The organism is Bradyrhizobium sp. CSS354 (assembly GCF_029051725.1).
Classification (GTDB): domain Bacteria; phylum Pseudomonadota; class Alphaproteobacteria; order Rhizobiales; family Xanthobacteraceae; genus Bradyrhizobium.
Genome location: NZ_JAACFU010000005.1, coordinates 80,545 through 107,004 on the forward strand (window position 1 = coordinate 80,545; position 26,460 = coordinate 107,004).

A 26,460-nucleotide genomic window follows, 5' to 3' on the forward strand; every position below is an offset into this window, starting at 1 on the left:
AACTAGTCTGAAGCCGGTCCGAACCACCTCGTCATCGCGTCCGCCAGTCCGTCTTGGCTCTCGTCTCCCACCCACGCCACATGCCCGTCGGGGCGTACCAGCACGGCTTTGGGCGCAGCGACCTGTCCAATGGACGGGAGCTCCCATGCACCGTGATAGTCCGCTTCGACGAGATCGATGCGATCTGCCCAGGGCGTCATGTCGATGTTGCCGGCCTTGCCAAAATCGAGCAGCAAGCCGCGCGCGCCGTGCAGCAGCGTGAACAGTCGCAGCGGACGCCCGTCGACCGTTAGATCGAGATCGGGCATGCGGCGCCCGAGCAGCGCGTGTCCTTGGCCGAGATCGTAGTGCACGTCGAGCCCGCTCATCATCGCGCCAAAACGTTGGCGCGGCGCGTCCATCGCGAGCAGTTCGGAGACGATTTCGCGCGCGGCCTTGAGGCCGTCCTCGCCGCGGCGGAGCAGGGCGATTTGCGCCATGGTGTTGCGCAAGGTCCGCGCGCCGACGGGATGTCGCTCGGCGTGGTAGGTGTCGAGCAGGGTTTCGGGCGACAGGCCCTTGACCACTCGCGCGAGCTTCCAGCCGAGATTGACGGCGTCCTGCACGCCAATGTTGAGGCCTTGTCCGCCGACGGAGTGATGGATATGCGCGGCATCGCCGGCGAGCAACACGCGACCGCTGCGATAGGACCCCGCCTGCCGTGCCGCATCGGTGAAGCGGGAGATCCAGGACGGGTTGTGGAGGCCGAAGTCGGTGCCGTAAACGGCGACGAGGGCGTCGCTGAGATCGCGAGGGCCGGGCGCGCCGGTGCGATCGAGGGTCGCTTCCGTCACGACCACCAGCACGCGCCCGCTCTCGGTCTTGCTGAGGCCGTGAAAGCCGAGCGCGTCGTGGCGCAGGCCCCATGCCGGCTCGTCGCGCATCTCGACTTCGGCCATGAGGTTGCTCAGCGTCGGATCTGTGCCCGCGAAATCGACGCCCGCGGCCTTGCGCACCAGGCTGCGGCCACCGTCGCAGCCGACCAGATAGTTTGCGCGCAAGGTCTCGCCGCCGGAGAGCGTCACGTCGATGCCGGTCTCGTCCTGCGCGAAACCCGTCACCTCGCGGCTTCGATAGATCGGCACCGCGAGCTCGCTGACCCAGTCGGCCAGGATGCGCTCAATGTGGCTCTGCCGCAGTGCCAGCCCGTAAGCGTGCCGGGTGGGGAGGTCGCTGATGTCGAGCCTGGTCCAGGCGAAGCCCGCGAGCTGGGTGATCTGCCCTTCACGCATGAAACGATCCGCGACGCCACGCTGGTCGAGGATCTCGATGCTGCGTGCGTGCAAGCCGCCGGCGCGCGTACCGACCAGTTCCTGATGGGCGCGCCGTTCGACCACGGCGACGTCGACATGCGCGAGCGCGAGCTCCGCGGCCAGCATCAAGCCGGTCGGGCCGCCGCCGGCGATCACCACGGCATGGTCTTGTGCGTGATCTTTTGCGTGATCTTGCGCGTGGCGGGCGCCGGCCGCTTTGGCGTGACCGCGCGTCCGGGACGTCGGAAGCAGTACAGGCATGGGATGACCCCTCGGGTTTGGATGGTGTTCGGGTCGAGGGTTCTACGGCAGGGTCGGGGGCTTGAAGCAAGCCCGTTGCACACCACATATCTGAGTGGGAGAGGCAATCCTTTGTCCGCGTTCGCCGCGTTGACACGTCGGGCAAAACACCGGCATGATGCCATCATCGAAAAGAGTTTGGTTCAACCCGCGCGGAGGCGATCCGCCGCGGGTTTTGTTTGGGTTCTTGCGCTTTCCGACGTTTTGGGCTTGCGGCCTTCAGCAGATGCCGGTGGTCCGCTGCATGGTGCTGGCGAGTTCCTCGAACGAGAACGGCTTTCTGATCATGGGAAGGCCGTCGCGCCGGGGCTCACGTCCCGACAATTGCAGGATCTTCAGTTCCGGGCGGCGTCGTCTGGCCAACTCTGCCAGTTCATAACCGTCCATCCCAGGCATGTTGATGTCGGTGATGAGGATGGAAATGTTCTGGTTCTGCCTGAGCCGGTCGAGCGCATCCGGGCCGCTCCGGGCGCTGATGACTTCGCAACCGAGATCTTCCAGCATGTCGACGATGACGTCGAGCACGCCGGGATCGTCGTCAACAACCAGTACGGTATGGCTCATCGCACAATGTTCCTCCTGAAGGAAAGAACGCGGCCGCCTTGGCGTAAGTTCCGGCACGGCGTGGTCGAATGAGCGATGTTTTACGCGTCGCGCCGCTCGCGAAGCAGCCTAATCGTCCTTCGACAAATCGCCGGGCCTGGTGGGAAGGTCGATGGTGCCGCCCTCGCCATGCACGAGATCGCGGTCGCTGTCCTCCGTAACGCCGGCGTCTTCAACGATGGTCTCTTGCGTGTCGCGGTCCTTGTCGACACGCGGCTTTCGTCCTGGAAGATTTCGCGATGTGTTTTGTGAATTCGTCTTGAGCGTCATCTGCCGGCTCTCCTGATCGCCTAACGCAGCCTGCGCGAATTCGTTCGTTTGACACGTCGGGCAAAACACCGGCATAATGCCATCATCGAAACGAGTTTGGTTGACCCGCGCGGAAAGCATCCGCCGCGGGTTTTTTCGTCTCGATGTCGAGAGCGACTGTGGTCGCGCATCCGGTCAAACCTGGAGCGCCGATCGGCGCGCCGCCGTCCGTACCATTGCTGGCCCTGCACGCCGAAGCGAGCCGGCCCGCGGCGCCGGGCTCTTCGCTCGCGCCGCTGCGGTCTCCGGGAGCGGAGATCGGCACTGGTGGAGCGAGACAAATTGACGGGCTATTGCGTCGCGCTCTACCTGGCAAGCTTCCTGGTCTGGGCCGGGTCCTCGGCTTTGGTTCCGCGGGCGCTCTCGCTGGATTTGCGGCGATCACAGCCAATCTCTTGTCTCCTTCTACTTCGCCAAGGGCGGCTTTTGAGAATGTTGCGGGGATCATCCAGCGGTGAAGATGCCAGATGACGAAATCAGGGCGATCGTTGCCGAGACGCTGGCCGAGCAACACAGGCTTCAGCAGGCGAGTATCGATGCCATCGTATTGAGGACGGTGGCATCGGTGCTGGCGTCTTTCGGAATCGAAGATGACGACCGAAAGGAGCTGAGGGCTGATCTTCAGCACTTGCGCCGATGGCGAACGAGCGTGGAGCAGGCGCAGAGCTACACGCTCAAGGCCGTGATTACGGTGATCGCCACCGGCCTGATGGGTGTGGTCGGGCTAAGCGTCAAGGTCGTGCTCGGCAAGTGAGCCTTAGCCGCGACGACATTGCTGCATTCCACTCCCGTCGTCCTTCGCCAATGGACCGTCTCATGTACAGAATTCGCATTGTCGATGCATCCGATGACGACATCGCCGACACATTGGCCGATCGGCATCAGTCGACGTTCTTCGATGCGGCTGCCTTGCCACAATTCGAGTTAGGGGCGTGGTGGCTTGCCTACCACGGCGGTGAGCCGGTAGCATTCGCAGGTGTCGTACCGTCAACGCACATTCGAAATGGCGGCTATTTCTACAGGGTCGGTGTGTTGCAGCGGCACTGGGGACGTGACCTCCAGTGCAGGCTGATGCGGGTGATCGAGGCGAGAGGACGGCGTATTGGATGGGACAGCATCGTCTCGGATACGACGGACAATCCGGTGTCTGCCAATAATTTCATCCGGGCGGGCTATCGGCTCTTCGAACCCCTTGTGCCCTGGGCTTGGGCGCACACGCTTTACTGGCGAAAGCGGCTTCGCTGAGCGAATGGAGCCAGGTTTCCCGTGGTGCGGAACGCGATTCCCGCAACGGAAAATGGTTCGCGCGAGATGGAGCGCAACACGGAACGTCCAAGGGCCCGGCAGCTTGACAGCTGCCGGTCCCTTTTTGCGTATTGAAGCGATGCGGGCGAAGGACTTGCGAAGTCAGCGGTGCCGGGCTTTAAGTTTGCTCCTGCGGGAAATTCGGCAACCATAAGCCGATGTAAGGGAGCGCCGTCGATGCCCACCAAGCCTCAATTGCCGGAACGTTCGTCGCGGGCGACGGGCGCGCCTACCGCGCTCGATGGTCTGCTGGTCGTCGATTTCACGCGTGTGGTTGCTGGCCCGGCCTGTACGCAGACGCTTGCTGATTTCGGTGCGCACGTCATCAAGATCGAAAATCCAGACGGGGGCGATGACACGCGTGCGTATGAACATGCCGAGATCGGCGGAGAGAGTGCTGCCTATCTCAGCCTGAATCGCAACAAGCGCGGCATCGCGCTCGACCTTACCGTGCCGGAGGCTCGTGAGATCGCGCTGGATTTGATTCGCAAGGCCGACGTGGTCGTCGAGAACTTTTCCAGCGGGGTCATGAAGAAATTTGGCCTGGACTATGAAACTGTTGCGCCGCTCAATCCGCGGCTGGTCTATTGCTCGATCTCCGCCTACGGGCGCACCGGACCATTTGCCTCGCGTCCCGGCTTTGATCCGATCACGCAAGCGGAAAGCGGCTTCATGTCGCTCAACGGATTTGCCGATGGCCCGGCGGTTCGCACCGGCCCGCCCATCGTGGACATGGCGACGGGGATGTCTGCCTGCAACGCCATCCTGATGGCGCTGTTGGCTCGGGATCGGCTCGGTCGCGGTCAGCATGTCGAGGTCGCCCTGTTCGACGTCGCGATGGGCATGACCGGCTTCTATGGCATGGCTTATCTGATCAACGGCGAGAACCCTGGGCGGTTCGGTAATTCACCGAGCGGGTCTCCCACCGTCGGCGTTTACGAGGCCTCCGATGGGCCGCTCTACATCGCGTGTGCCAATGACCGGCTCTATCGCAGATTGGTCGTCGAGGTGCTGAACAGGCCTGATCTCATCACTGATCCGCAGTTTGCGACGCGCAAAGCCCGCTCCGAGCACAAGGAGCTCTTGCGAGCGGCCATTGCGGAGGTCTTTGCGAGCGACACCCTCGAGAACTGGATGACCAAGATGAAGCTGGCCAATATCCCGGTCGGCTATCTCCGGACTGTCGAGGAGGGATTCAATGCACCGGAGGCGCGAGAGCGCCATCGCTTGAACCGGATTCCACATCGTACGGCGGAGTGGGTCCCGAACATCGAGCCGCCGATTGCCATGAGCTTGACCGGCCCGATTGATCCTGTGGCTGCTCCGTTGCTGGGCGAGCACACGGAGCAGGTCTTGCGTGATACGCTCGGTTACGACGAGCGCCGGATATCGCAGTTCACCCAAAAAGGCGTGTTCGGCTCGGGCAAACCCTCGCCGTCGGGCTGAGCGAGGGGTTAAGTCCTGCAGGCCAGGCCTCTTGCGGATCGGCTTGGCGATGCCACCTTCGCGGCATCGCCCTTCCCGGGCAGCCGGGTTCAGGGCGACCATACCCGGACAGCGCTGCCTCGGCTTGATTTGGCAAAGGTCTCGCCGCATAAATGCGTGAAAGCGAGGGATACGAATGGCGCCTGGTCAAGAGCCGAGCGTGGGCCGGCCCGCGGCGGCGCAATCCGATGAACCTGCCCATGCGGCAATGGTCGCAAAGGCCCGGGCCCTTCTGCCGCGGCTGCGAGAGCGGGCGGCGCGAACGGAAGAGTTGCGGCATCTGCCGCCGGAAACCGAGAAGGATCTGCACGACGCCGGCCTGTTCCGGATGCTTCAGCCGAAGCGCATTGGCGGCGCAGAACTCGATTATGTCGCCTTGATCGATTGCGCGGACCTGCTCGGACAAGCAGACGCGTCGGTGGCGTGGAATCTGGCCAATCTGGCGAGCCATCACTGGATGCTCGGCATGTTCGAGCCGACGGCGCAGGATCTGGTCTGGAGTCGTGATCCGGACGCGCTGATCGCGTCCTCGTTCATTTTTCCCGCCGGGCGTGCCACGAGAGTCGAGGGCGGATACCGGCTCCATGGCAGCTGGCCGTTCTCCTCGGGCGTCGCCTCTTGCGCATGGAACATGCTTGCAAGCGTGGTCTACTCCGACGATGAGGCAGACGGCATCGAGTATCGGATATTTCTGCTCCCGAAAGCCGACTACAAAGTCCTCGACACCTGGAATGTCGCGGGGCTGCGCGGGACAGGGTCTTGCGACGTGGAGGTCAGGGACGCTTTCGTGCCCGACGACATGACGGTCGCGGTCGGCGATCTTGACGGTGGGCCGACTCCGGGAAGCAAACTCAATCCCAACCCGCTGTATGCGCTCCCGGTGTTCTCGCTGTTTCCCTACGTCCTCTCAGGCGTCGCGCTGGGAAACGCGCAGGCGTGTCTCAACGATTATGCGGAGGTCGTCCGTCATCGCATTTCCACCTACAACCACGCCAAGCTGAGCGACTTTCAAAGCACCCAGATCAAGATCGCCGAGGCCTCGGCGAAGATCGACGCTGCCCGCCTGATCATGCGCTCGGCCTGTCTGAATGCCATGGAGGATGCAAGGCAGGGTCATATCCCTGATATGGCGACCAAGACCAGATATCGGCGCGACGGCGCCTTTTCAGTAAACTTCTGCACGGATGCGGTGTCGATGCTGTTTGCCGCGAGCGGAGCACGGGGCCTGTTCACTACGGGCGCGTTGCAGCGGCAATTCCGCGATGCGCACGCGATCAATTCGCATCTCGCGTTTAATTTCGATGCAGCCGGGACCAATTATGGACGCGTGGCGCTGGGCCTGCCGTCTGAGAATCTCACGCTGTGAGGCCGGCCGATGAATGATCTGCCGAAGCAGCCTGCCGTTCCCGATCCGGCCAACGAGTTCGCGAGCGACAATTCAGCGATCGATCCCCGCGATTTTCGCAGCGCGCTTGGCACCTACGCCACAGGGGTGACGATCATCACAGCCGCTGCTCCTGACGGCAAGCCCTATGGCCTGACGTGCAATTCGTTCGCCTCGGTCTCGCTGAATCCTCCGCTGGTTCTTTGGAGCCTGGTCGTCTATTCCTCTAGTCTAACCATCTTCCAGAACGCCAGTCATTTCACGGTCAACGTTCTTGGTGTTTCGCAACAGGCGCTTGCGAGCAAATTCGCCAAATCGTCTGATGACAAGTTCACCGGTGTCGACTGGACGCCGGGCCTCGGCAACGCGCCGGTGCTCGCTGAGAGCGTCGCCAATTTTCAATGCCGCTCGGTCAATCGCTATTACGGCGGCGACCACGTGATCTTTCTCGGTGCGGTCGAGGCCTATACTTACAATGCGAAGGAACCGCTGCTCTTCGCGCGGGGTGCGTTTGGCCGATTTCTCGCCGACGATGAGCGCAAGTAGTCACTCGACGTGTGCTTCAGCTTGCGGTCGTCGGTTCAGCGCACCCTGCCGAAAGCTTGTAGATTTCGAGCGCATCCGCGTCCGCGCCGCGCGCGGCTTTGGCGAGCCTGAAAAGTTGTCCTGCGAGAGAGGCCATGGGCACCGGCGTCGACGTCGTCTGCGCGACGTCGGCGACCGTATCGAGGTCCTTGAGCATTGTGGCAATGTGACCTAGCGGGGGTGAATGAATGCCCTGGACCATCCGCGGCACGAACAGCTGCAACGGAATGGAGTCTGCGAAGCCGCCGGCGAGTGCTTCGGGCAAGCGGTTGGCATCGATTCCGGCGTTCACGGCAAGGCGTGTTGCCTCCGCAAGAACAGCCATCGCGCATCCGACGATCACCTGGTTGCATAGCTTTGTGGTCTGGCCGGCGCCGGTCGGGCCCATGTGGGTGAGCCTGCGTGCCATAGCCAGCACGTAGGGGCGGACCCGCTCGATATCGCTGGATTTTCCGCCGGCCATGATGGCAAGCGTGCCTTCCTCGGCGCCCTTGGTACCGCCGGAGACCGGCGCATCGATCCAGCCCGCGCCGTTCGCGGCTAACAATCGTGTTGCAAGATCCCGTGCGGCATCAGGATGGATGGACGAGAAGTCGACCACGAGCTTACCTGCGCCGGGCGCAGTTGAGATGCCCTCGGCCCCGAAGATCACCTCTTCCACGGCAGCCGCATCCGTCACGCACATGAAGACGATGTCCGAGCTCTCCATCAAGTCACGGGGGGTGGCTGCGCGCCTGGCACCAGCCTCGACGAGCGCGGCCATCTTCCCTTCCGAACGGTTCCAGACAGTGACCTGATGGCCGGCCTTGAGCAGCCGCCGGGTCATCGGGGTCCCCATCAATCCAAGGCCGATATAGCCGAGCCGCTCGACGCCTTGCGGGTTTCTCTTTCTCCCCTCAGCCATAGATTGTCTCCATCTGTCGCTCCGCGACGCTGCACTACCATACATGGCGTATTCCACGACGAAAGCGCCCGGCCTGCATGGCTTGCTTGATTGTTTGAACCATGAAACATTTGGCGCGGTCGGGTTGGATGGCGCCGGTCGGCGCCTGGGCAGCGGAGTGGGCATGATGCGAACCGTTTCGAAGTGGATCCTGGCTTTGGGGGCGGCAGCGGCCGTGAGCGCGAGCGCAGGCTCGTCATGGGCGCAGCAGACAATTCGCGTCGGCTGGACGATTCCGGCCGAGGAATCCAAATACTGGATGATGCGCCGGCCGGCTGAGTTTCCCAATATCGGCAAGGCCTACAACATCGAATGGACCCAGTTTCAGGGCACCGCTCCGATGACGCAGGCGTTGGCGGCGGGCGCGCTGGATTGCGCGACCCAGGCGCCGCTGTCGCTCGCCAACGGCGTGGTTGGCGGCAACCTCAAGGCCTACATCGTGGCGCAGCATGTCTTCGAGAAGGCCGGCGGTTTCTCGGTCTATTGGGCTGTCATGGACGACTCCCCGATCAAGACGATCGCCGATCTCAAAGGCAAGACGGTCGGGATCTCCGTGATCGGCGGCGGCACCCAGGGCCCGTTCAATCTGTTGCTGAAGCAGAATGGCATCGATCCGGCCAAGGACATCAAGCTGGTCGAGGTCGGCTTTGCCGTCTCTGAGGATGCGTTGCGGCAGGGCCGCGTCGATGCGGTCAACATGAACCAGCCGTTTGCCGCGCGCGCGGAGGCAAAGGGCGGCACGCGCAAACTGTTCTCGCTGTCGCAGGCGATGCCGAACATCGTGCACATCCTGGAAGCCTGCCGTGCCGATTTCGTCGACAAGAACCCGGAACTGGTCAAGGCTTACGTGCGTGACATTACCTCTGGCATGAAGAAAGCGCTGGCCAACCGCGAAGAGGCGTTGAAGGTCGTCAACGAAGTCCTGAAGGCACCTATTCCGGTTCTCGAGACCTATCTGCTCAAGGACAATGATTTCGGCCGCGATCCGGGCGCGGCACCGAATTTCCCCGCGATCCAGAAGATGCTGGACATCTACGCCGAGACAGGGATGCTGCCAAAATTGGATGTCGCGCAATTCAAGCATTCGGCGATCGTCGCTCCGCTGCAATAGGCGATCGGACGAATGAACCGAGCGGGAAGGATGCGGCGTCCAGGATGATCCGGGACGTTGCATGAAGAAGATGCACGTATGAAGAAGCTCCGATCTAGGATCACGACGGATGGTCTCGACCGAGCTCCGCACCGTGCGTTTATGCGCGCCATGGGGCTCGACGACGCTGCGATTGCCAAGCCGATGGTCGGCGTCGTCAGCATGAAGGGCGAACAGACGCCCTGCAACATGACGCACGACTTCCAGGTCGCAGCGGCCAAGACCGGAATCGAAGAGGCTGGCGGCACGCCGCGCGAGTTTTCGACCGTATCGGTTTCCGACGGTATCAGCATGAATCATGAGGGGATGAAGTTCTCCCTGTTTTCGCGGGAGCTGATTGCCGACTCGATCGAAGCCGTCGTCCATGGGCTCGCCTACGATGCATTGATCGGTTACGGCGGATGCGACAAGACGCTTCCCGGCGTGATGATGGGCATGGTCCGGTGTAACGTGCCAGCCATTTTCATCTATGGCGGCAGTTCGCTACCGGGCCGCGCAGACGGGCGGACCCTGACCGTGCTCGACTCCTATGAGGCTGTCGGCAGCTTCATGACGGGAGAGATCGATGGCGCCACGCTCGAGCGGATCGAGCGGGCCTGCCTGCCGACCATCGGTGCGTGCGCCGGCCAATTCACTGCCAACACCATGGGAATGGTCTCGGAGGCGATGGGCCTCACCATTCCCAACGTGTCGATGGTGCCGGGTGTCTATGCCGAGCGCGCGCAGATATCCAGGCGAGCCGGGCGCCTCATCATGGAGATGCTGGAGCGCGGCGGGCCTTTGCCGCGCGACATCGTGACGCGGAAATCCCTGGAAAACGGGGCGGCGATCGTGGCTGCCACGGGCGGTTCGACCAATGCTGCCCTGCATCTGCCGGCGATCGCGAACGAGGCCGGGATCGCATTCACGATCGATGATGTCGGCGAGGTTTTTGCCAGGACGCCCTTGATCGGAAATCTGCGGCCGGGAGGCAAATATACGGCAAAGGATGTCTACGATATCGGCGGCGCCGCCGTGGTGATCCGGGAGCTAATCCAGAGCGGGCATATTGATGGCAGCTGCTTGTCTGTCACAGGCCGTACACTTGCCGAAGAATATGGCGCCGCCAATGCACCTGACGGAGAGGTCGTTTACGCGGCTCGCGCGCCGATCATGCCAGATGGCGGCGTCGCGGTGCTGAAGGGAAACCTCTGTCCCGACGGCGCGGTCATCAAGGTCGCGGGTCTGAAGAGCCAGTTCTTTGAAGGCGTGGCGCGCGTTTTCGAAGACGAGGAGGCCTGCGTCGCGGCGGTTCGTGATCGCACCTATCAGGCGGGCGAGGTTCTCGTGATCCGCAACGAGGGGCCGGTGGGCGGCCCCGGCATGCGCGAGATGCTCGGCGTCACCGCGCTGATCTATGGACAGGGCATGGGCGAGAAGGTCGCCCTGATCACGGATGGACGGTTCTCCGGCGCCACGCGCGGAATGTGCATCGGCTATGTGTCCCCCGAGGCCTTCGTCGGCGGTCCCCTGGCGCTGGTACGCGATGGCGACAGGATCCGGATCGATGCCGCGAACCGGCGGATGGATATGCTGGTCGACGAGGAGGAACTCACTGCTCGCCGACGCGATTGGAAGCCGCGTCCGCCTCGTCATCGTGCCGGCGCCCTCGCCAAATATGCGCGATTGGTTGGCCAGGCACCGGGCGGAGCCGTCACGCATGAGGGCCCCGCAGAATGGCCCTGGTTCGGATGACGCGGCGCACTTGCCGAAAACAGCCCGTGGTCTGGCAAGTTTCTTGCTAAGCTGGTGCCGCTGACGGAGGACATTCAGCTAATCTGTTGCGCAAGGTTCGCGCGCGAATGAAGTGAGACGGGATGAAGGTAGTGCCTTCGAGATCGAGCGAATGGGTGAGACCGGTGACGCCGCAAAAACCGGCTTCTGCAATCATCGAGATCGAGAGCGTCTCGCAGGTATTTCAGACCTCGGCGCGCAAGGATCATGTGGCGCTGTCGGACATCTCGCTGGCGATCGACGAGGGAGCCTTCGTCTCCATCCTTGGTCCGTCCGGCTGCGGCAAGTCGACATTGCTTTACGTCGTCGGCGGCTTTGTCAGCCCGACCAGCGGCTCAGCGAAGATCAGGGGACGGACGATCATGGGACCAGGGCCGGATCGCGGTCCGGTGTTCCAGGAGTTCGCGTTGTTTCCGTGGAAGACCGTGCTGGGCAATGTGATGTATGGCCCTCGCCAGCAGGGCGTGCGCACCACCGAGGCGGAAGCACAGAGCCGGGCCTTGATCGAGATGGTCGGGCTCAAGGGCTACGAGAATTTCTATCCCAAGGAGCTGTCCGGCGGCATGAAGCAGCGCGTGGCACTGGCTCGAACGTTGGCTTACCATCCTGAGGTTCTGTTGATGGACGAGCCGTTCGGCGCGCTCGATGCTCACACGCGAACGCGCCTGCAGAACGATCTGTTGAATATCTGGGAGCGTGATCGCAAGACGGTGTTGTTCGTCACGCATTCGGTGGACGAAGCGGTTTTCCTGTCAGACAAGGTCGTGATGATGTCGAAGTCTCCCGGCCGCATCCGCGAGGTCATCGACATCGATCTGCCGCGGCCGCGCCGACGCAGCGAGCTGCTGCTCGACCCTCGCTATCAGAAATACGTTGTCGATATCGAGCGGATGTTCGACGAGACCGACCCTGTCGGGTCTCCGTCATGATATCGCCCGCCGGCTTGGCGAGACGTGCTGCCCCGGTGCTTGCCTGCATCGGATTGCTGGCGATGTGGCAGGCGGCGTCCCTCGCGTTGAAGAATGATAGCTTTCCAACGGCGATCGAGGCGATCCGTGCAATCCCGGACATTCTTGGCGACAAGGAATCGTTGATCAACATCCTGGCCTCGCTCCGCCGCATGGCGATCGGATTTGGCATAGCGGTATCGGTTTCGATCCCGCTCGGCCTGTTGATGGGCCGCAGCCGGGCCGTCGCGGCCTTCTTCAATCCGCTCCTGATGGTGATCTACCCGGTCCCGAAGGCAGCCTTGATGCCGATCATCATGCTGTGGCTGGGCGTCGGCGACGTCACGAAGACGCTGGTGATCTTTCTCGGCGTCAGCCTGCCCGTAATCTATCACAGCTTCGAAGGCGCCAAGGCGGTGGAGGAGAAGATGCTGTGGTCGGGCGCGGCGATGGGGCTTTCGCCTGCGCAACGGCTGGTCCGGATCGTACTGCCGGCGGCGCTTCCGGAAATTCTGACCGGTTGCCGCACTGGACTCGTGCTGGCGCTGATCACGATGATTACCAGCGAGATGATCGCCCGTCAGTCCGGCGCCGGCAACATCTTGTTCAACGCACTCGACATGGGCCAATACGATACCGTCTTTGCGATGATCATCATCGTCGGCGCGATGGGAATCTGCCTCGATGCGATCTTCGAGCGGGTCCGCGCAAGGCTGGTGCGCTGGTCCGAACCGCAGTTCGACATGCCGCTGAGCTTCTCATGATGCCACAGCTTCGCTCCACCAGCATTATCCTCGGGCTCGGGCCGATCGTGCTGGTGATCGCTCTGTGGCAAGGCCTTGTGTCATTTGGCTTCGCGCCTGCAGTGTTGCTGCCGCCGCCGGGATACGTCTTCGTTCGGTTGCTTCAGCAACTCGTGACGTGGACGTTCCAGCAGGAGATTGCGGCGACCCTGATCCGGTTGTTTGCCGGCTTCGCGATTGCGGTCGTGCTCGGTGTCAGCATCGGCATCGCCGCCGCCGCCAGTCCGGCTATCAACGCCGTGGTCCGGCCGATCGTTCGCGTACTCGCGCCCTTGCCTAAGGTCGCGCTCTATCCAGCATTGCTGCTGCTGCTTGGCTTCGGGCATGGATCGAAGATCACGCTGGTGGCGGCGGATGCACTCTTTCCCATTCTGTTGTCTACCTATTACGGCGCGTCGACGGTGGAGCAGAAACTGATCTGGTCGGCCATGGCGGCGGGAACGCCGCGATATGAGATCCTGTTCAAGGTGGTGCTGCCGGCGGCGATGCCGTCGATCCTGACCGGTTGCCGGATCGGCCTTGTCATTTCCTGCATCGTGGTGTTTCTGGCGGAGATGATCACGTCGAGCGACGGGCTCGGACATGTCCTCGTGACGGCGGCCCGGACTTTTCAGGCCGTCGATATGTTCGTTCCGCTGATCACGATCTCGCTGCTGGGCCTGATCCTGAATGGCCTGCTCGGGGCAGTGCGCGCGTACCTGCTGCGGGGGTTCCCCGAAGCATGAACGACGAAGAAGAAACAGGAAGACCGGGGAGTAGACCATGCTGGCTGATCGCATCGAGGCAAAATGGATCGACGCATTTTGCGAGATTTTTGAGCGATGCGCCGTCAAGGCCGGCGATACCGCGGCGATCCTCTCGGAAACCCAGTCACGTGCGTTGAATGTTCATCTGGCGGAGCTCGCGCTGCTGCGGATGGGCGCGCGATCGTTTCACGTGGTCATGCCGACCCCGCGTAACCGGAATATCGTTCCGGTTCGCTCGACAGGTGCAAGCGACGCGATCCAGCGGCTCGGTCCGGTCATCACTGCGCTTCAACAGGCCGGCTTCGTGGTGGATTGCACCATCGAGGGCCTGATGCATGCGGTCGAGACACCAGAGATCCTTAAGGCGGGCGCGCGTATCCTCGTGATCTCCAACGAGCATCCCGAGGCTCTGGAGCGAATGGTGCCGGATCTGGCGCTCGAGAAGCGCGTTCGCGCAGCGGCGAAGATGCTGCGCGGGACCAAGCGGATGCGGGTGACGTCAAAGGCCGGCACGGCGCTCGACGTCGATATGGTCGGCGCGTCCACGGTCGGCGTGTGGGGCTGGACGGACAAGCCCGGTACGCTGGCGCATTGGCCCGGCGGCATCGTTGTCAGCTTCCCCAAGAGCGGAACGATCAATGGCACGCTGGTGATGGCGCCCGGCGACATCAATCTCACGTTCAAGCGCTACCTGACATCGCCGGTGAAGATGACGCTGAAGGACGATTATGTCGTCGAGCTGGAAGGCGAGGGCACCGATGCCGCAATGATGCGTGCCTATCTTGCCGCCTGGGGCGATCGGGAAGCCTATGCGGTATCGCATGTCGGCTTCGGCATGAATCCGGCCGCGCGCTACGAGGCGCTGTCGATGTATGATCAGCGCGACACCAACGGCACGGAAATTCGTGCCGTCTCCGGCAACTTCCTGTTCTCGACCGGTGCCAACGAATTCGCCGGCCGTTACACGGCGGGCCATTTCGATCTGCCGATGATGGGGACGACGATCGAGCTCGACGGTGTCGCGGTGGTGCGTGAAGGGGTGCTGCAGGACGTCTTCGGCTAGTTCCGATCGAGCACCGGTGGCCTCGCAAGGTCAAAGTGCCGGAGCAGGTCGACCATGGCCTGAAGCCGTTTTGCCCGATAAGCGTCGACGTCCATGCCTGAATAATCGAGAAAGCCTGCGCCCGTTCGCAGGCCGATCCGGCCCTCGTGCATGTTCCGCGAAATGACCTCCGGCGCACGATAGCGGTCGCTGCCGAGTGCGCCTTCGAGATAACGGCTCGCGTAATAGAGGATGTCTCCGCCGCCCCAGTCGATGAATTCGAGCAGCCCAAGCACGGCGTAACGGAAGCCGAAGCCGTACCGGATCGCCTTGTCAATGTCTTCTGCGCTGGCGACGCCTTCCTCGACCATGCGCGCGGCCTCGTTCATCGCCAGCGCCTGGATGCGCGGAACGATGAAGCCGGGCGTCGCCGCGCAGACCACCGGCACCTTGCCGATGCCTTCGAGCAGCGCCTTGACCTCGTCGATGACAGCGGGATCGGTGGCCTTACCGGGCGAAACCTCGACCAGCGGAATCAGATAGGCCGGATTGAGCCAGTGCACGTTGAGGAAGCGGCGAGGGTTCACGATCGCGCCCGAGAGATCGTCGACAAGAATGGTCGAGGTCGTCGATGCGATGATCGTATCGGGGCCGACTTGTTTTGAGGCCGCCCCCAGCACATCTCGCTTGAGCTCGACGACTTCGGGAACCCCTTCAAAGACTATTCCAACATTGGACAGTGCCGCACCGCTCTGGCTGGCCGGCACCACCGAGACCCGTGCGATCAGCGGATCGACATCCGTCTCGGTCAGTAGCCCCAGCTTCGACAGGCTGGCAAAGGTCGTCCTGACTTCGCCGAGCGCATCTGCCTCCAGCCTGGCGAAATCTTCCACTGAACGGGCCTTGATGTCGATCATCGTGACCGTATGCCCCGCGTAGGCAAACGCGACGGCGATGCCGCGCCCCATGCGGCCGGCCCCGAGACAGGCAATGATGGCTCGGCTGGTCATCGGTCAAAATCCCCCGCGAAGAAGCGTCTGCAAATCGGCCTTGCCGAGATTGCCGAGCCCCAGCGTGTCGAGGGTTCGGCCGCCTTGCGCAAAATCCTCACCGCAGATTGCGCCACCGATGGCCAGGAATGCCTTGGCCAGCGGCGTAGCCACGCCCGCTAGGCCGGCGACGGAGACCAGCAGCGATAGCCCAAGCCGCAAATCTTCTCTCATGTAGCGGTGCTCGGTCAGCACAATCCGCTCGCGCCAGTCACCGGAATCGGTCAGCCGGTCATGCGAGCCGCGGCCATACATCCACATCTCGCCTTCCTTGGCATAATGATGGGCGAGCGGAAAATGCGGTGCGCCATATCCGAGCGCCTCACGGACAGCGATCCGTTCAGCGTCGAGCGCGTCGGTGACCCGGCGAATCGCGGCTTGCGTTCCTTCCTTGTGAATGTCCCACTTCTCGAAATGCTCGATCGGGCCTGCATTCATCACGATCAGCGGCGGATGGATGATCGGACCTGCGTTCATCAACGCGCCTGAGAGAGCATCTCCGCACGGCTCGACCGCGTCGGGGAAAGCCTGCCCGATCACCTCAAGTGCGCGCGGCGCCTGATCGAGCGGGAAAACGCCGACCGGCAGTCGCTTGGCGCGGATGGTGATCGCGACCTCGAACGGCCCGTGCTTGCGGGTCAGCCAGGGCAAGGTCCCGGTTTCGGCAAAGCTCGCCTTGGCGTGGTTGCCGGAATCCCGTGCAGCCCGGGCGAAGATCATCGAGCCGAACGTGGCCGGCGGCAGAAACACGACCTGTCCATCTCGCAGATGTGGAGCAAGCAGGCGCGCAATATCCGGCTGTGCGAAGGCGGGGGCAGGGCACAGGATCAGCTCGACGCCGCTGACGGCTTCGGCGATGCCGGTCGTGACCAGCGCGAGCTTGACGTCGTGAGAGCCGTTATGATCCTTCACCAGGATACGCGAGCCGGCGGCGCGATGTGCTGCGACCTGATCCGCGTCGCGGCGCCAGAGCCGGACCTCATGTCCCGACAGCGCAAAATCGCCCGCGGCCGCGAAAGAGCCGTTTCCCCCACCCAGAACCGCAATCTTCAAGATGCTTCTCCTTGCGCGCGCGATTGCGCATCAAGCTGCTTCAGCAGGAAATGCTGGACCTTGCCCAGCGCCGTGCGCGGCAGGTCGGTGACGAAAACGATGTCACGCGGAACCTTGTAGCGGGCGAGTTGTCCCTGGAGATGCACTTTCAACGCGTCTGCTTCCAGTCGAGCGCCGGATCGCCGGATCACGTAGGCGATGGGCACCTCGTCCCAACGTGGATCGGGCCGGCCGATCACCGCGCATTCGCTGACATCCGGGTGTTCGAGCAGGACGCGTTCGACCTCCGCCGGATAGACGTTCTCGCCGCCGGAAATGATCATGTTCTTCTTGCGGTCGCGCACCCAGAAATAGCCGTCCGCGTCGCACAGGCCGATATCGCCGGTACGATACCAGCCGTCGTGCAGCGCATCGCGCGTGGCGTCCGCATTGCCCCAATATTCGAAGAACACGTTGGGCCCGCGCACCGCGATCTCTCCCGGCGCGCCCGCCGGCACCTCGCTGCCGGCCGGATCAATCACTTTCGCTTCGCAGCACAGGCCGGCAAGTCCAGTCGATCCCGCACGAGAGAGATCGCCACCAAGCCGGGTGTAGACCGCAATCGGGCAAGTTTCCGTCGAGCCGTAGACCTGAAGCACCGGGACGCCACGCGCGACGAAGCGGTCGATCAGATGCGGCGGCACGATGGTCGAGCCGGTCGCGACGGCTTTGAGCGACGAAAGGTCGGTCGTGGTCCAGGCGGGATGCTCGCTTACGGCTTGGATGATTGCCGGCACCATCACGGTCAAGGTTGGCCGCTCCCGTTCGATGGCTGCAAGCGCGGTGTCCGGCGTGAAGCGTGCGTGAACCGTGACCATCGCGCCCAGCTGGAGCGCCGCCGTGGTCTGGATGTTGAGGCCACCGACGTGGAAGAACGGCAGCAGCGTCAACACGTGGTCGTCGGACGTCATGTTGTGCATGTGCTGGCTCATGACGCCGTTCCAGAACAATGCCTCCTGGCGCAGCACCGCGCCTTTGGGCCGGCCGGTCGTTCCTGACGTGTAGACAATGAGGAGCGGGCAGGAGAGATCAGTGTGCGGGTTGCGGCCGGTGCCCTCGCTACGGGCCAACAGACTTTCGAGCGTCATGCCGCGGGGCGGCTCGAAATCGAGCCCGACAACAGCAGTCCCGTGAAGCTCGGCGAGGATCCCCTCGAATGCCTGCTCGAGTACCAAAACCTTGGCGCCGGCATCGGTGAGAATGAAAAGCTGCTCGGCGATAGCCAGCCGCCAGTTCAGGGGCACCAGCATCGCGCCGAGCCGCGCGCAGGCATAGAGCAGAACCAGATAGTCCGGCCGGTTCAGACTGAGGATCGCAACGCGGTCGCCCCGGCCGACGCCGAGCTCCTGCTTCAATGTCGCCGCCGTGCGTTCGATGCGCGCAGCGAACGCCGCATAGCTCAACCGTTCGCCTTCGAAGGCAATGGCTGTCTTGTCTGGCGCGAACGCCGCGTTGCGATCGATCAGACTACAGAGGTCCACCGTCAGTCGTCCGTTTCGCCGGCCTCGTACAGCGCCTCGCGCCCGATCCGGTCGAGGCAGAGCTCGGCTGTCCAGGGCAACATCAGCGAGCCGCAGCGGCTGTCGCGATAGATGCGCTCGAGCGGCAGCGAGCGGAGCATGGCCTGACCGCCGCAGGTGCGGATCGCGAGCGCGGCGAGCTCATTGGCGCCTTCCATCACCGAATATTGCGCGGCATAGGCGCGCAGCACCTGCTCCTTACTAGGATTGGCGCGCGCCTCGGTGACCGCCTGGAACCAGATCGCCTTGATCTGCTCGAGCTTGATCTGCATCTGCGCGACCGCAATCTGCTTGGTCGGATACATCCTGCGCTTGACCGGCGGCATGCCCGGTACTTCGCCGCGCAGATAGCGCACGGTGAAGTCATAGGCGGCTTGCGCAAGGCCCATATAGGTCGGCGACAGCGTCAGGAACATGTGCGGCCAGCGCATGGCGGCCTGGAAATAGACGCCCCGCGGCATCAGCGCCGAATCTGCCGGCACGAACACGTCCTTGAACAGCAGCGTGCGCGAGACCGTTCCGCGCATGCCGAGCGGATCCCAATCACCGACGACCGAGACGCCTTCCGATTTTGCAGGGATGGCGAGGTAAAGCGTATTGCGGCGCGAAGCCTTCTCGCCTTCCTCGATCTCGGTGCAGAGAACGCCGTAATAGTCCGCATGGCCGGAGAGTGATGCAAAGATCTTTTTGCCGTTCACGATCCAGCCGCCGGCGACCGGCCTTGCTTCCGTGCCGAAAGCGACGCCGCCTGCCGCTGCCGCACCGCCCTCCGAGAACGGCTGCGAATAGATCGCGCCGTCCTCGACGATACGCTTGTAGTGGACTGCACGTCGCCCCTCGTGCTCGGCGCGGGTCTCTGCATCCATGTCGAGATCGTCGGCGAGCGGGCCCGACCACAGCGTCGAGCAGACGTGCATGTTCCAAGTGAGCGCAGTCGCGCCGCAATAGCGGCCGATTTCGGCTGCCGCCAGTGCGTAAGTTTGATAATTCGCCCCGAGCCCGCCATGCTTCTTGGGGACGGCAATGCCGAGCAAGCCGACGCGATGCAGGTCGCGATAATTCTCCGAGGGGAAGATCGCCTCGCGGTCGTAAGTCGCGGCGCGGCCAGCGAACACGCTCTGGCCGATCTCGCGCGCGCGCGCGATGATGCCGGCCTGCTCGTCGCTCAGTCGGAATGCAACGGGATCGAAGATCGGCGCATCCAGCGCGACCTTGTCAGTCGCGCCGATGTTCTTGCTGACTTGCATGGTCATTGCGCAGTCATCCTACGTTTTTGTCGCGACGGAATTCAGGAAGCGGCCGAGGACCTCGTCAAAGGCATCGGGGCGTTCGAGGTTGGCGAGATGGCCGACAGAGCCGAGTTCGACATATTCCGCGGAAGGAATGTAGGTCGCCGTCTTCGCCATCATTGGCGCTGGCGCGTTGTTGTCCTTGGAGCCGGACAGCAGCAGCGTCGGTATGGAAATATCCTTGAGGGTGCTGCGCTGGTCGAAGCCGATCAAGGCCAGCATCATGGCGCGATAGCTCGCCTCGGGCACGCTTGCCATGCACTCGCGTGCAAGCTCCATTCCCTTGGGATCAGGATCGTCGCCCACCAGTTCCTTCACCAGAGAGGGCGCCAGCGACTTCATCGTTTCGCCGCGATCGAGCGGCCCGAGCCGTGCGGCGATAAACGATTTCTGCCAATCGCCGTCGGCCTTGCCGAAGGCCGGGCTGGTCTGCGCCAGCACGACCGCGCGCGCCAGTTTCGGGGATTGCACCAGCCATTTCTGGACGATCATGCCGCCGATGGAATGGCCGACCAGAATGGGCTTGTTCGCACCAAGCTGCTCGATGAAGCGCTGAAGCGCATCCGCCAGGGCAGGGATGCTGACGCTGGGGAGCGGTGCCGATCCACCATAGCCCGGCATGTCCCATGCAATCGCGTGGAAGCGGTCGCCGAATGTGGCAAGCTGCTGCCGCCAGGCCCGTGCCGCACCGCCGATGCCATGCAGGAAAATCAGAGGTGTCCCGCCCGGATCGCCCGCGGCTTCATAGGCGAAGCGGCCGTCCTTTGTTATCATGGGCGCAGGCTGCGACACGCGACATCCTTTTGCTCGGCCCTTCGATGCTAACAGGCCTGTGAGGGATGGGAAGAGATAATTTTATACTTAAAGCAATTTTCAGGCCGTCTTCTGCCTACGGCGCTGCGGGTCGAAGTGGAGGCTTGTTTGCAAAAGGTTGAAGGTTAAAATATATCGAGAGAGCGATCAGCAGAATGCAAGGAAGCCAGCGCATGTCCGGATTACCGCATTCGCCGCACGCGCTGGTGACCGGTGGCGGTCGCGGCATTGGTCGCGCCATCGCAGCAGCGCTCGTCGAGGCCGGTGCCACGGTGACCGTCCTCGGGCGGAACGCTGCGACGCTTGAAGAGGCTGTCGGCGCAGGGGCAGCGCATTTTGCGGCCATCGCCGACGTCTCCGACGAAACCTCATTGAAAGTCGCCATCGCTCAAGCGAGTGCGCGGCAGCCGATCGATATTCTGATCGCCAACGCGGGAAGTGCCGAGTCGGCGCCGTTCGCCAAATCCGACAGCGCCCTGTTCGCGCGCATGATGGACGTCAATTTCATGGGCGTGGTCCATGCTGTCAGCGCTGTGCTGCCAGGGATGAAGGATCGTCCCTATGGCCGTATCGTCGCGATCGCGTCGACGGCGGGGCTCAAGGGATATGCCTATGTCAGCGCGTACACCGCGGCCAAGCACGCTGTGGTCGGTCTCGTGCGGTCCCTTGCACTCGAGATGGCTGGCAGCAACGTGACCATCAACGCAGTGTGTCCCGGTTTCACCGACACGGATCTCGTTGCCGGCAGTATCGAGAACATCATGAAAAAGACGGGGCGTAGCCGCGAGCAGGCCATTGCCGAGCTCGCGAAACATAATCCGCAAGGGCGATTGATCTCTCCACAACAGGTCGCGGATGCCGTGCTCTGGCTGTGCGGCGAGGGCGCCGGCGCAATCACCGGGCAGGCAATCGCTGTTGCCGGTGGTGAGATTTAGCGCGCATGGCAAAGGCGCGGAACGAGGAAGCCAAGGAGATCGCATGAGCAGACCAGCCAATCCCGTGACCTTACCGCTTGCGGACTATTCGCCGCAGCACTTCCTGCTGGCCGTCGTCGAGGGTGTTGCAACCGTGACGCTCAATCGTCCGGAACGGAAGAATCCGTTGACCTTCGAGAGCTATCGCGAACTCACCGATTTCTTTCGCGCCTGCGCGTTCGACGACGCGGTCAAGTGCATCGTCGTCACGGGTGCCGGTGCCAATTTCTCGTCCGGCGGCGATGTGTTCGAGATCATCGGTCCGCTCGTGAAGATGGACACCAAGGGGCTGACGGCGTTTACGCGGATGACCGGTGACCTCGTCAAGGCGATGCGGGCATGTCCGCAGCCGATCGTTGCTGCGGTCGAAGGCATTTGCGCCGGCGCGGGCGCGATCATCGCCATGGCGTCGGACATGCGGCTTGCTGCCAGCGGGGCCAAGGTTGCATTCCTCTTCAACAAGGTGGGCCTTGCCGGTTGTGACATGGGCGCCTGCGCGATCCTGCCGCGGATCATCGGACAGTCCCGCGCTTCCGAGTTGCTCTATACCGGCCGGTTCATGACCGCGGAGGAGGGCGAGCGCTGGGGCTTCTTCAGCCGCCTCGTCACGCCGGAGCAGGTGCTGCCCCAAGCGCAAGTGCTGGCCAGGCAAATCGCGGAAGGACCGACCTTCGCCAACACCATGACCAAGCGGATGCTGGCCATGGAATGGGCGATGTCGGTCGAGGAGGCGATCGAGGCGGAAGCCGTTGCTCAAGCGCTGTGCATGACGACGGCCGATTTCGAGCGGGCCTTCGAGGCCTTTGCCAACAAGGTCAAGCCGGTCTTCAGGGGCGACTAAGCCGGGCTTTGTCGGCAGCCCGCCGCAATCGGGACTTGCGCGCAATTATTTTAGGCTTAAAATAGTTTCGCCGGGTTGAATTGGCGAGGCTCCCATGAAAGTCGCGATCATCGGTGGCGGACCTGCGGGTCTCTACGCTGCAATCCTGCTTAAGAAGCAGCGGCCGGGCGCCGAGATCGCGGTGTACGAGCGCAACCGCGCCGACGACACCTTCGGCTTTGGCGTGGTGTTCTCGGACGCCACGCTCGATAATTTCGAGAAGCACGACCTTCCGAGCTATCGCCGCATCACCCAGGAATTCGCCTACTGGGACGACATCGCCGTGCACTTCCGCGGAACGGTCCATCGGGTCGGCGGCAATGGCTTTTGTGGCTGCTCGCGGCAGAAGCTGCTCCTGATCCTCCAGGCGCGCGCGCGAGAACTGGGCGTCGTCCTGAATTTTGAAGCGGACGTCGAGGACGAATCCCGCTTCGCCGACGCCGATCTGATCCTGGTCGCGGACGGCATCAACAGCCGCTTCCGCGACAAATACGTCGATCATTTCGCGCCGGAAGTCGACCTCCGTGCCAACAAGTTCGCCTGGATGGGCTCGACCAGGCCGCTGGATGCCTTCACCTTCATCTTCCAGGAGACGGAGTGGGGGCCGTTCATCGCCCATGCCTATCAATATGAAGCCGGGCACTCGACCTGGATTTTCGAGACCGATCCGGAGACGTTCGAACGCGCCGGGCTGACGGGCCTGAGCGAGATCCAGTCCGCTGCGCGAATGGCCGAGATCTTCGGCTGGTTCCTCGATGGGCATCAACTGCTCACCAATCGCTCGACGTGGCGCAATTTCCCGATGATCCGAAGCAAGCGCTGGGTCAAGGACAACATGGTTCTGCTCGGCGACGCCAAGGCGAGCGCGCATTTCTCGATCGGCTCGGGGACCAAGCTCGCGATGGAAGACGCGATCGCACTCGCCGAGGCGATGGAAAAGGCGCCCAGCATCAAGGCGGCGCTGGATCTCTATGAGCACGGCCGCCGCGAAGAGGTCGAGAAGACGCAGCACGCCGCCGACGTCTCGCTGGTCTGGTTCGAGCATGTCGACCGCTTCTGGGATTTCGATCCTGTGCAGTTCGCCTTCGGCGTGATGACGCGCTCGAAGGCGATCACCTATGACAATCTGAAGCTTCGCGCCCCCGACTTCGTGGCGGAGGTCGAAACATCGTTTGCCAAGCGTGTTCGTGACAGCGGTTTCGACGTCGACACCAAGAAGCCGATGGTGCCGCTGTTCCAGCCCTTCCGGCTACGCGAGATGGAGATCGCCAATCGCGCCGTGGTGTCGCCGATGTGCATGTATTCGGCGAAGGAGGGCGTGCCGACCGATTTCCACCTGGTGCATTACGGCTCGCGCGCGATCGGCGGCGCCGGCCTGATCTTCACGGAGATGACCTGCGTTGCCCGCGACGCCCGCATCACGCCGGGCTGCACAGGATTGTGGAACGACGAGCAGGAGGCGTCCTGGCGGCGCATCGTTGATTTCGTCCATGCCAATTCAGCCGCAAAAATCTGCCTGCAACTGGGGCACGCCGGGCGTAAGGGGGCGACCAAGCTGATGTGGGACGGCATGGACCGTCCGCTGGACGAAGGCGGCTGGGAGGTGTTTTCCGCATCGCCGCTGCCCTATTTCCCCGACAGCCAGGTTCCGCGCGAGCTCGATCGCGCCGGCATGAACGCAGTGAGAGATGCTTTCGTCGCGGCGGCCGAGCGCGGCGAGCGCTGCGGCTTCGACATGCTCGAACTGCACTGCGCCCACGGCTATCTGCTTGCGAGCTTCATCTCGCCGCTGACGAACACTCGCACGGATGACTATGGCGGCTCGTTGGTCAATCGCCTGCGCTTCCCGCTCGAAATCTTCGAGGCACTGCGGGCCGCGTGGCCGTCGCACAAGCCGATGTCTGTGCGCATTTCCGCGACCGACTGGGCCGAGGGCGGCATCGGCGGCGACGATGCGGTGGCGATCGCGCGCGCGTTTGCCGAAGCCGGCGTCGATCTCGTCGACGTCTCGACCGGACAGACCGTGCGCGATGCGCAGCCGATCTACGGGCGCATGTTCCAGACGCCGTTCTCCGACCAGGTCCGCAATGAGGCGCGCGTGGCCACGATGTGTGTCGGCAACATCACGACGGCTGACCAGGCCAACACCATCCTGGCTGCCGGCCGGGCGGACCTCGTCGCGCTCGGGCGGCCGCATCTGGTCGATCCCTCCTTCACCATGAGGGCGGCGGCCTGGTACGGGGCGGACGACACGTTCTGTCCTCCGCAATATCTTCCCGGAAAAGATCAGATTTTCCGCAACAGCGTGCGCGACCGGCAGGATCTCGAGGAGCTGAGAATTAAGGCTAAGCCCAAGACCCGGGCCGAGCTCAAGGCGGAGGCGACAAAGCCGCTTGCGGCGGAGTGACCGCCCGTGCGAATTTGGCCGCATTGCCTGGTGTGTACCGAGTGGAGTGAGGGCGATGAAGGCGATTATCGTCGGTGGCGGTATCGGTGGTCTCACCACCGCATTGATGCTGCGCTCGCGGGGCCTCGCTTGCGAGATTTTCGAGCAGTCTGACACCATCCGCGAGCTTGGCGTTGGCATCAACACGCTGCCGCATGCCATGCGCGAGCTGGCAGGTCTCGGTCTGCTCCAGCAGCTTGACGATGTCGCGATCCGCACCGACCAGCTCTATTACCTCAACCGCCACGGCCAGGAAGTCTGGCGCGAGGCCCGCGGCATCGACGCCGGCCACGATGTGCCGCAATTCTCGATCCACCGCGGCCGCCTTCAAGGCGTCATCCATCGGGCGGTCGAGGAGCGGCTCGGGCCGGAGGCCATCCACACCGGCTGCCGCCTCGGCGCCTTCACGCAGGACGAGGGCGGCGTCACCGCTTACTTCTTCGACCGCTCAGGCGCACACATCCATACTGCGCGCGGCGACATTCTGATTGGTGCCGACGGCATCCATTCGCGGGTCCGTGACACGCTATTCCCGAGCGAGGGGCCGCCATGCTGGAACGGCCTGATGCTGTGGCGCGGTGCGCGGGATTGGCCGCTGTTCCTCACCGGCAAATCGATGATCGTCGCCGGCGGCCTCAACGCCAAGGTGGTGATCTATCCCATTGCGGAGGGATCGAGCCCGGCGAGCCGTCTCACCAATTGGGCGGTGCTGGTGAAGGTCGGCGAGGGCAATGCCCCGCCGCCGCGCAAGGAAGACTGGTCGCGGCCGGGCCGGCGCGAGGAGCTGATGCCGCATGTGGCGCGCTTTTCGGTGCCTTACGTCGACGTGAAGAGCCTGATCTCGGCCACGCCCGAGTTCTACGAATATCCGACCTGCGACCGCGATCCGTTGCCCTATTGGTCGTCGGGCAGAGTCACGCTGCTCGGCGATGCCGCGCATCCGATGTATCCGGTTGGCTCCAATGGCGCCTCGCAGGCCATCCTCGATGCACGCTGCCTCGCCGACGCGCTGGTGCGCGCCGAGCATCCGCGCCAGGCGCTGCTTGAATACGAGAAGAAGCGCCTGCCCATGACCGCGGACATCATCCGGTCCAACCGGCGCGGCGGCCCCGAGGGCGTCATCGACGCTGTCGAGCAGCTCGCGCCTGATGGTTTCGATAATGTCGACAACGTGCTGAGCTATTCCCAGCGCGAAGCCATCGTGCGCGGCTATGCCACCAAGGCCGGCTTCGCCGCAGTGCCGGGACTTGCGGCGGTGCGGGCGTGAATCTAGCCGCCGGGAGGCGGCGGCAGGAAGTGGATGTTGAACTCGGCGGCCATCGCCACCACGTCCTCGGGCTTCTGCTCCTTCATGTTGTGAAGGCCCCAGAACAGGTCGAACAGCTTGCGGGTCGGTGACACCCAGAACAGCACCTTCGCGGTCTGCTCCGATTTGTTGAAGATGCCGTGCGGCATGCCCATGCCGAGCCGGATCAGGTCGCCCGCGGTCGCCTGCGACTCGGAATTGCCGAGCATGAAATCGAGCTTGCCCTCCAGCATATAGAGATATTCATCCTGGTCGGGATGAATGTGCGGCGGCACGAACGTGCCCGGCGGCAGCGTCGCATGCCAGGAAAAGCTGTGCTCGGTGTTGCTCTTCGGCACATAGGTCTGGCCGAGGATGTTCCAGGAGATGCCTTGGATGCCCTCATTGGCCCGCGTGATGCCGGTGATTTCGCTCTTCATTGTCT

Annotated in this window: 25 protein-coding genes; 15 read left to right on the plus strand and 10 right to left on the minus strand. The window is 63.2% G+C overall.

Annotated features, from left to right (window positions below):
* Positions 1-2 precede the first annotated feature (2 nt).
* The 3 genes from GWG67_RS13335 to GWG67_RS13345 all read right to left on the minus strand — a co-directional run bounded on the left by GWG67_RS13335 (position 3) and on the right by GWG67_RS13345 (position 2,465).
* A complete protein-coding gene (locus GWG67_RS13335; RefSeq protein ID WP_275169788.1) occupies positions 3-1,553 on the minus strand; it encodes an FAD-dependent monooxygenase in 1,551 nt (516 codons plus the stop codon).
* A gap of 258 nt (positions 1,554-1,811) precedes the next feature.
* Positions 1,812-2,156 carry a response regulator gene (locus tag GWG67_RS13340; RefSeq protein ID WP_275169789.1) on the minus strand — a complete coding sequence of 115 codons (345 nt, stop codon included), beginning with the start codon at positions 2,154-2,156 and terminating at the stop codon, positions 1,812-1,814.
* A gap of 108 nt (positions 2,157-2,264) precedes the next feature.
* Positions 2,265-2,465 (minus strand): hypothetical protein, encoded by a 201-nt coding sequence (locus GWG67_RS13345; protein ID WP_275169790.1) that lies wholly within the window; start codon positions 2,463-2,465, stop codon positions 2,265-2,267.
* A 493-nt stretch (positions 2,466-2,958) separates the two neighbouring features.
* On the opposite strand from GWG67_RS13345, the gene GWG67_RS13350 reads away from it, so the two are divergent.
* The 5 genes from GWG67_RS13350 to GWG67_RS13370 all read left to right on the plus strand — a co-directional run bounded on the left by GWG67_RS13350 (position 2,959) and on the right by GWG67_RS13370 (position 7,224).
* Entirely contained in the window at positions 2,959-3,258 is a 300-nt protein-coding gene (locus GWG67_RS13350) for a hypothetical protein (protein WP_275169791.1), read from the plus strand.
* Between the two features lie 62 nt (positions 3,259-3,320).
* A complete protein-coding gene (locus GWG67_RS13355) occupies positions 3,321-3,749 on the plus strand; it encodes a GNAT family N-acetyltransferase (RefSeq protein WP_275169792.1) in 429 nt (142 codons plus the stop codon).
* Positions 3,750-3,986: 237 nt separating this feature from the next.
* Positions 3,987-5,255, plus strand: coding sequence for a CaiB/BaiF CoA-transferase family protein (locus GWG67_RS13360; RefSeq protein WP_275169793.1), 1,269 nt, complete (start codon positions 3,987-3,989; stop codon positions 5,253-5,255).
* Between the two features lie 175 nt (positions 5,256-5,430).
* Complete coding sequence (locus GWG67_RS13365) at positions 5,431-6,660, plus strand: acyl-CoA dehydrogenase family protein (RefSeq protein WP_275169794.1); 1,230 nt, start codon at positions 5,431-5,433, stop codon at positions 6,658-6,660.
* A gap of 9 nt (positions 6,661-6,669) precedes the next feature.
* Complete coding sequence (locus GWG67_RS13370; protein ID WP_275169795.1) at positions 6,670-7,224, plus strand: flavin reductase family protein; 555 nt, start codon at positions 6,670-6,672, stop codon at positions 7,222-7,224.
* 16 nt (positions 7,225-7,240) lie between these two features.
* Here the strand turns inward: GWG67_RS13370 and GWG67_RS13375 are convergent, their stop codons facing one another.
* Positions 7,241-8,212, minus strand: coding sequence for an NAD(P)-dependent oxidoreductase (locus tag GWG67_RS13375; RefSeq protein ID WP_275170190.1), 972 nt, complete (start codon positions 8,210-8,212; stop codon positions 7,241-7,243).
* Positions 8,213-8,333: 121 nt separating this feature from the next.
* Between GWG67_RS13375 and GWG67_RS13380 the strand changes: the two genes are divergently transcribed.
* From GWG67_RS13380 to GWG67_RS13405, 6 genes are all read left to right on the plus strand, one after another.
* Positions 8,334-9,317, plus strand: a complete 984-nt coding sequence (locus GWG67_RS13380; RefSeq protein WP_275170191.1) for an ABC transporter substrate-binding protein — start codon at positions 8,334-8,336, stop codon at positions 9,315-9,317.
* 78 nt (positions 9,318-9,395) lie between these two features.
* Positions 9,396-11,090: a dihydroxy-acid dehydratase gene (gene ilvD, locus GWG67_RS13385; RefSeq protein ID WP_275169796.1), complete on the plus strand. Its 1,695-nt coding sequence runs from the start codon at positions 9,396-9,398 to the stop codon at positions 11,088-11,090.
* A gap of 122 nt (positions 11,091-11,212) precedes the next feature.
* The gene (locus tag GWG67_RS13390; protein WP_275169797.1) at positions 11,213-12,058 is read left to right on the plus strand and encodes an ABC transporter ATP-binding protein; all 846 of its coding nucleotides are present in this window, start codon (positions 11,213-11,215) and stop codon (positions 12,056-12,058) included.
* Positions 12,055-12,840, plus strand: coding sequence for an ABC transporter permease (locus GWG67_RS13395; RefSeq protein WP_275169798.1), 786 nt, complete (start codon positions 12,055-12,057; stop codon positions 12,838-12,840). Before GWG67_RS13390 ends, GWG67_RS13395 begins: the two co-directional genes overlap by 4 nt.
* Positions 12,837-13,604, plus strand: coding sequence for an ABC transporter permease (locus GWG67_RS13400; RefSeq protein ID WP_275169799.1), 768 nt, complete (start codon positions 12,837-12,839; stop codon positions 13,602-13,604). The genes GWG67_RS13395 and GWG67_RS13400 overlap by 4 nt, the downstream gene beginning before the upstream one ends.
* Positions 13,605-13,641: 37 nt before the next feature.
* Entirely contained in the window at positions 13,642-14,688 is a 1,047-nt protein-coding gene (locus tag GWG67_RS13405) for a peptidase M29 (RefSeq protein ID WP_275169800.1), read from the plus strand.
* On the opposite strand, the gene GWG67_RS13410 is transcribed toward GWG67_RS13405, so the two are convergent.
* From GWG67_RS13410 to GWG67_RS13430, 5 genes are read right to left on the minus strand one after another with little or no spacing between them, the layout of a single operon-like run.
* Positions 14,685-15,677 (minus strand): 3-hydroxybutyryl-CoA dehydrogenase, encoded by a 993-nt coding sequence (locus GWG67_RS13410; protein WP_275169801.1) that lies wholly within the window; start codon positions 15,675-15,677, stop codon positions 14,685-14,687. The two genes, GWG67_RS13405 and GWG67_RS13410, sit on opposite strands and share 4 nt — an antisense overlap.
* Before the next feature lie 3 nt (positions 15,678-15,680).
* Positions 15,681-16,769: an NAD/NADP-dependent octopine/nopaline dehydrogenase family protein gene (locus GWG67_RS13415; protein WP_275169802.1), complete on the minus strand. Its 1,089-nt coding sequence runs from the start codon at positions 16,767-16,769 to the stop codon at positions 15,681-15,683.
* The gene (locus tag GWG67_RS13420) at positions 16,766-18,289 is read right to left on the minus strand and encodes a class I adenylate-forming enzyme family protein (RefSeq protein ID WP_275169803.1); all 1,524 of its coding nucleotides are present in this window, start codon (positions 18,287-18,289) and stop codon (positions 16,766-16,768) included. Before GWG67_RS13420 ends, GWG67_RS13415 begins: the two co-directional genes overlap by 4 nt.
* Before the next feature lie 2 nt (positions 18,290-18,291).
* Positions 18,292-19,581 (minus strand): acyl-CoA dehydrogenase family protein, encoded by a 1,290-nt coding sequence (locus GWG67_RS13425; protein WP_275169804.1) that lies wholly within the window; start codon positions 19,579-19,581, stop codon positions 18,292-18,294.
* Between the two features lie 12 nt (positions 19,582-19,593).
* Positions 19,594-20,391 carry an alpha/beta fold hydrolase gene (locus tag GWG67_RS13430; RefSeq protein ID WP_275169805.1) on the minus strand — a complete coding sequence of 266 codons (798 nt, stop codon included), beginning with the start codon at positions 20,389-20,391 and terminating at the stop codon, positions 19,594-19,596.
* 212 nt (positions 20,392-20,603) lie between these two features.
* On the opposite strand from GWG67_RS13430, the gene GWG67_RS13435 reads away from it, so the two are divergent.
* The 4 genes from GWG67_RS13435 (at position 20,604) to GWG67_RS13450 (ending at position 25,997) form a co-directional block, all read left to right on the plus strand.
* Positions 20,604-21,365, plus strand: a complete 762-nt coding sequence (locus GWG67_RS13435) for an SDR family NAD(P)-dependent oxidoreductase (RefSeq protein ID WP_275169806.1) — start codon at positions 20,604-20,606, stop codon at positions 21,363-21,365.
* 43 nt (positions 21,366-21,408) lie between these two features.
* Entirely contained in the window at positions 21,409-22,245 is an 837-nt protein-coding gene (locus GWG67_RS13440; protein ID WP_275169807.1) for an enoyl-CoA hydratase family protein, read from the plus strand.
* A 94-nt stretch (positions 22,246-22,339) separates the two neighbouring features.
* The gene (locus GWG67_RS13445; RefSeq protein ID WP_275169808.1) at positions 22,340-24,691 is read left to right on the plus strand and encodes a bifunctional salicylyl-CoA 5-hydroxylase/oxidoreductase; all 2,352 of its coding nucleotides are present in this window, start codon (positions 22,340-22,342) and stop codon (positions 24,689-24,691) included.
* Between the two features lie 55 nt (positions 24,692-24,746).
* Positions 24,747-25,997: a flavin-dependent oxidoreductase gene (locus tag GWG67_RS13450; protein WP_275169809.1), complete on the plus strand. Its 1,251-nt coding sequence runs from the start codon at positions 24,747-24,749 to the stop codon at positions 25,995-25,997.
* Between the two features lie 2 nt (positions 25,998-25,999).
* On the opposite strand, the gene GWG67_RS13455 is transcribed toward GWG67_RS13450, so the two are convergent.
* On the minus strand, positions 26,000-26,455 hold the full coding sequence (locus GWG67_RS13455) for a cupin domain-containing protein (protein WP_275169810.1): 456 nt from the start codon (positions 26,453-26,455) through the stop codon (positions 26,000-26,002).
* Positions 26,456-26,460: the final 5 nt, after the last annotated feature.

What these genes read in the sequence shown, in the direction of transcription:
- ilvD (WP_275169796.1), top strand. Translation starts at nt 9,396, where the DNA reads ATGAAGAAGCTCCGATCTAGGATCACGACGGATGGTCTCGACCGAGCT.
- GWG67_RS13455 (WP_275169810.1), bottom strand. Translation starts at nt 26,455, where the DNA reads ATGAAGAGCGAAATCACCGGCATCACGCGGGCCAATGAGGGCATCCAA.
- GWG67_RS13375 (WP_275170190.1), bottom strand. Translation starts at nt 8,212, where the DNA reads ATGTATGGTAGTGCAGCGTCGCGGAGCGACAGATGGAGACAATCTATG.
- GWG67_RS13355 (WP_275169792.1), top strand. Translation starts at nt 3,321, where the DNA reads ATGTACAGAATTCGCATTGTCGATGCATCCGATGACGACATCGCCGAC.
- GWG67_RS13450 (WP_275169809.1), top strand. Translation starts at nt 24,747, where the DNA reads ATGAAGGCGATTATCGTCGGTGGCGGTATCGGTGGTCTCACCACCGCA.
- GWG67_RS13335 (WP_275169788.1), bottom strand. Translation starts at nt 1,553, where the DNA reads ATGCCTGTACTGCTTCCGACGTCCCGGACGCGCGGTCACGCCAAAGCG.
- GWG67_RS13390 (WP_275169797.1), top strand. Translation starts at nt 11,213, where the DNA reads ATGAAGGTAGTGCCTTCGAGATCGAGCGAATGGGTGAGACCGGTGACG.
- GWG67_RS13340 (WP_275169789.1), bottom strand. Translation starts at nt 2,156, where the DNA reads ATGAGCCATACCGTACTGGTTGTTGACGACGATCCCGGCGTGCTCGAC.
- GWG67_RS13445 (WP_275169808.1), top strand. Translation starts at nt 22,340, where the DNA reads ATGAAAGTCGCGATCATCGGTGGCGGACCTGCGGGTCTCTACGCTGCA.
- GWG67_RS13435 (WP_275169806.1), top strand. Translation starts at nt 20,604, where the DNA reads ATGTCCGGATTACCGCATTCGCCGCACGCGCTGGTGACCGGTGGCGGT.
- GWG67_RS13440 (WP_275169807.1), top strand. Translation starts at nt 21,409, where the DNA reads ATGAGCAGACCAGCCAATCCCGTGACCTTACCGCTTGCGGACTATTCG.
- GWG67_RS13395 (WP_275169798.1), top strand. Translation starts at nt 12,055, where the DNA reads ATGATATCGCCCGCCGGCTTGGCGAGACGTGCTGCCCCGGTGCTTGCC.
- GWG67_RS13360 (WP_275169793.1), top strand. Translation starts at nt 3,987, where the DNA reads ATGCCCACCAAGCCTCAATTGCCGGAACGTTCGTCGCGGGCGACGGGC.
- GWG67_RS13430 (WP_275169805.1), bottom strand. Translation starts at nt 20,391, where the DNA reads ATGATAACAAAGGACGGCCGCTTCGCCTATGAAGCCGCGGGCGATCCG.
- GWG67_RS13365 (WP_275169794.1), top strand. Translation starts at nt 5,431, where the DNA reads ATGGCGCCTGGTCAAGAGCCGAGCGTGGGCCGGCCCGCGGCGGCGCAA.
- GWG67_RS13410 (WP_275169801.1), bottom strand. Translation starts at nt 15,677, where the DNA reads ATGACCAGCCGAGCCATCATTGCCTGTCTCGGGGCCGGCCGCATGGGG.
- GWG67_RS13370 (WP_275169795.1), top strand. Translation starts at nt 6,670, where the DNA reads ATGAATGATCTGCCGAAGCAGCCTGCCGTTCCCGATCCGGCCAACGAG.
- GWG67_RS13425 (WP_275169804.1), bottom strand. Translation starts at nt 19,581, where the DNA reads ATGACCATGCAAGTCAGCAAGAACATCGGCGCGACTGACAAGGTCGCG.
- GWG67_RS13400 (WP_275169799.1), top strand. Translation starts at nt 12,837, where the DNA reads ATGATGCCACAGCTTCGCTCCACCAGCATTATCCTCGGGCTCGGGCCG.
- GWG67_RS13345 (WP_275169790.1), bottom strand. Translation starts at nt 2,465, where the DNA reads ATGACGCTCAAGACGAATTCACAAAACACATCGCGAAATCTTCCAGGA.
- GWG67_RS13380 (WP_275170191.1), top strand. Translation starts at nt 8,334, where the DNA reads ATGCGAACCGTTTCGAAGTGGATCCTGGCTTTGGGGGCGGCAGCGGCC.
- GWG67_RS13405 (WP_275169800.1), top strand. Translation starts at nt 13,642, where the DNA reads ATGCTGGCTGATCGCATCGAGGCAAAATGGATCGACGCATTTTGCGAG.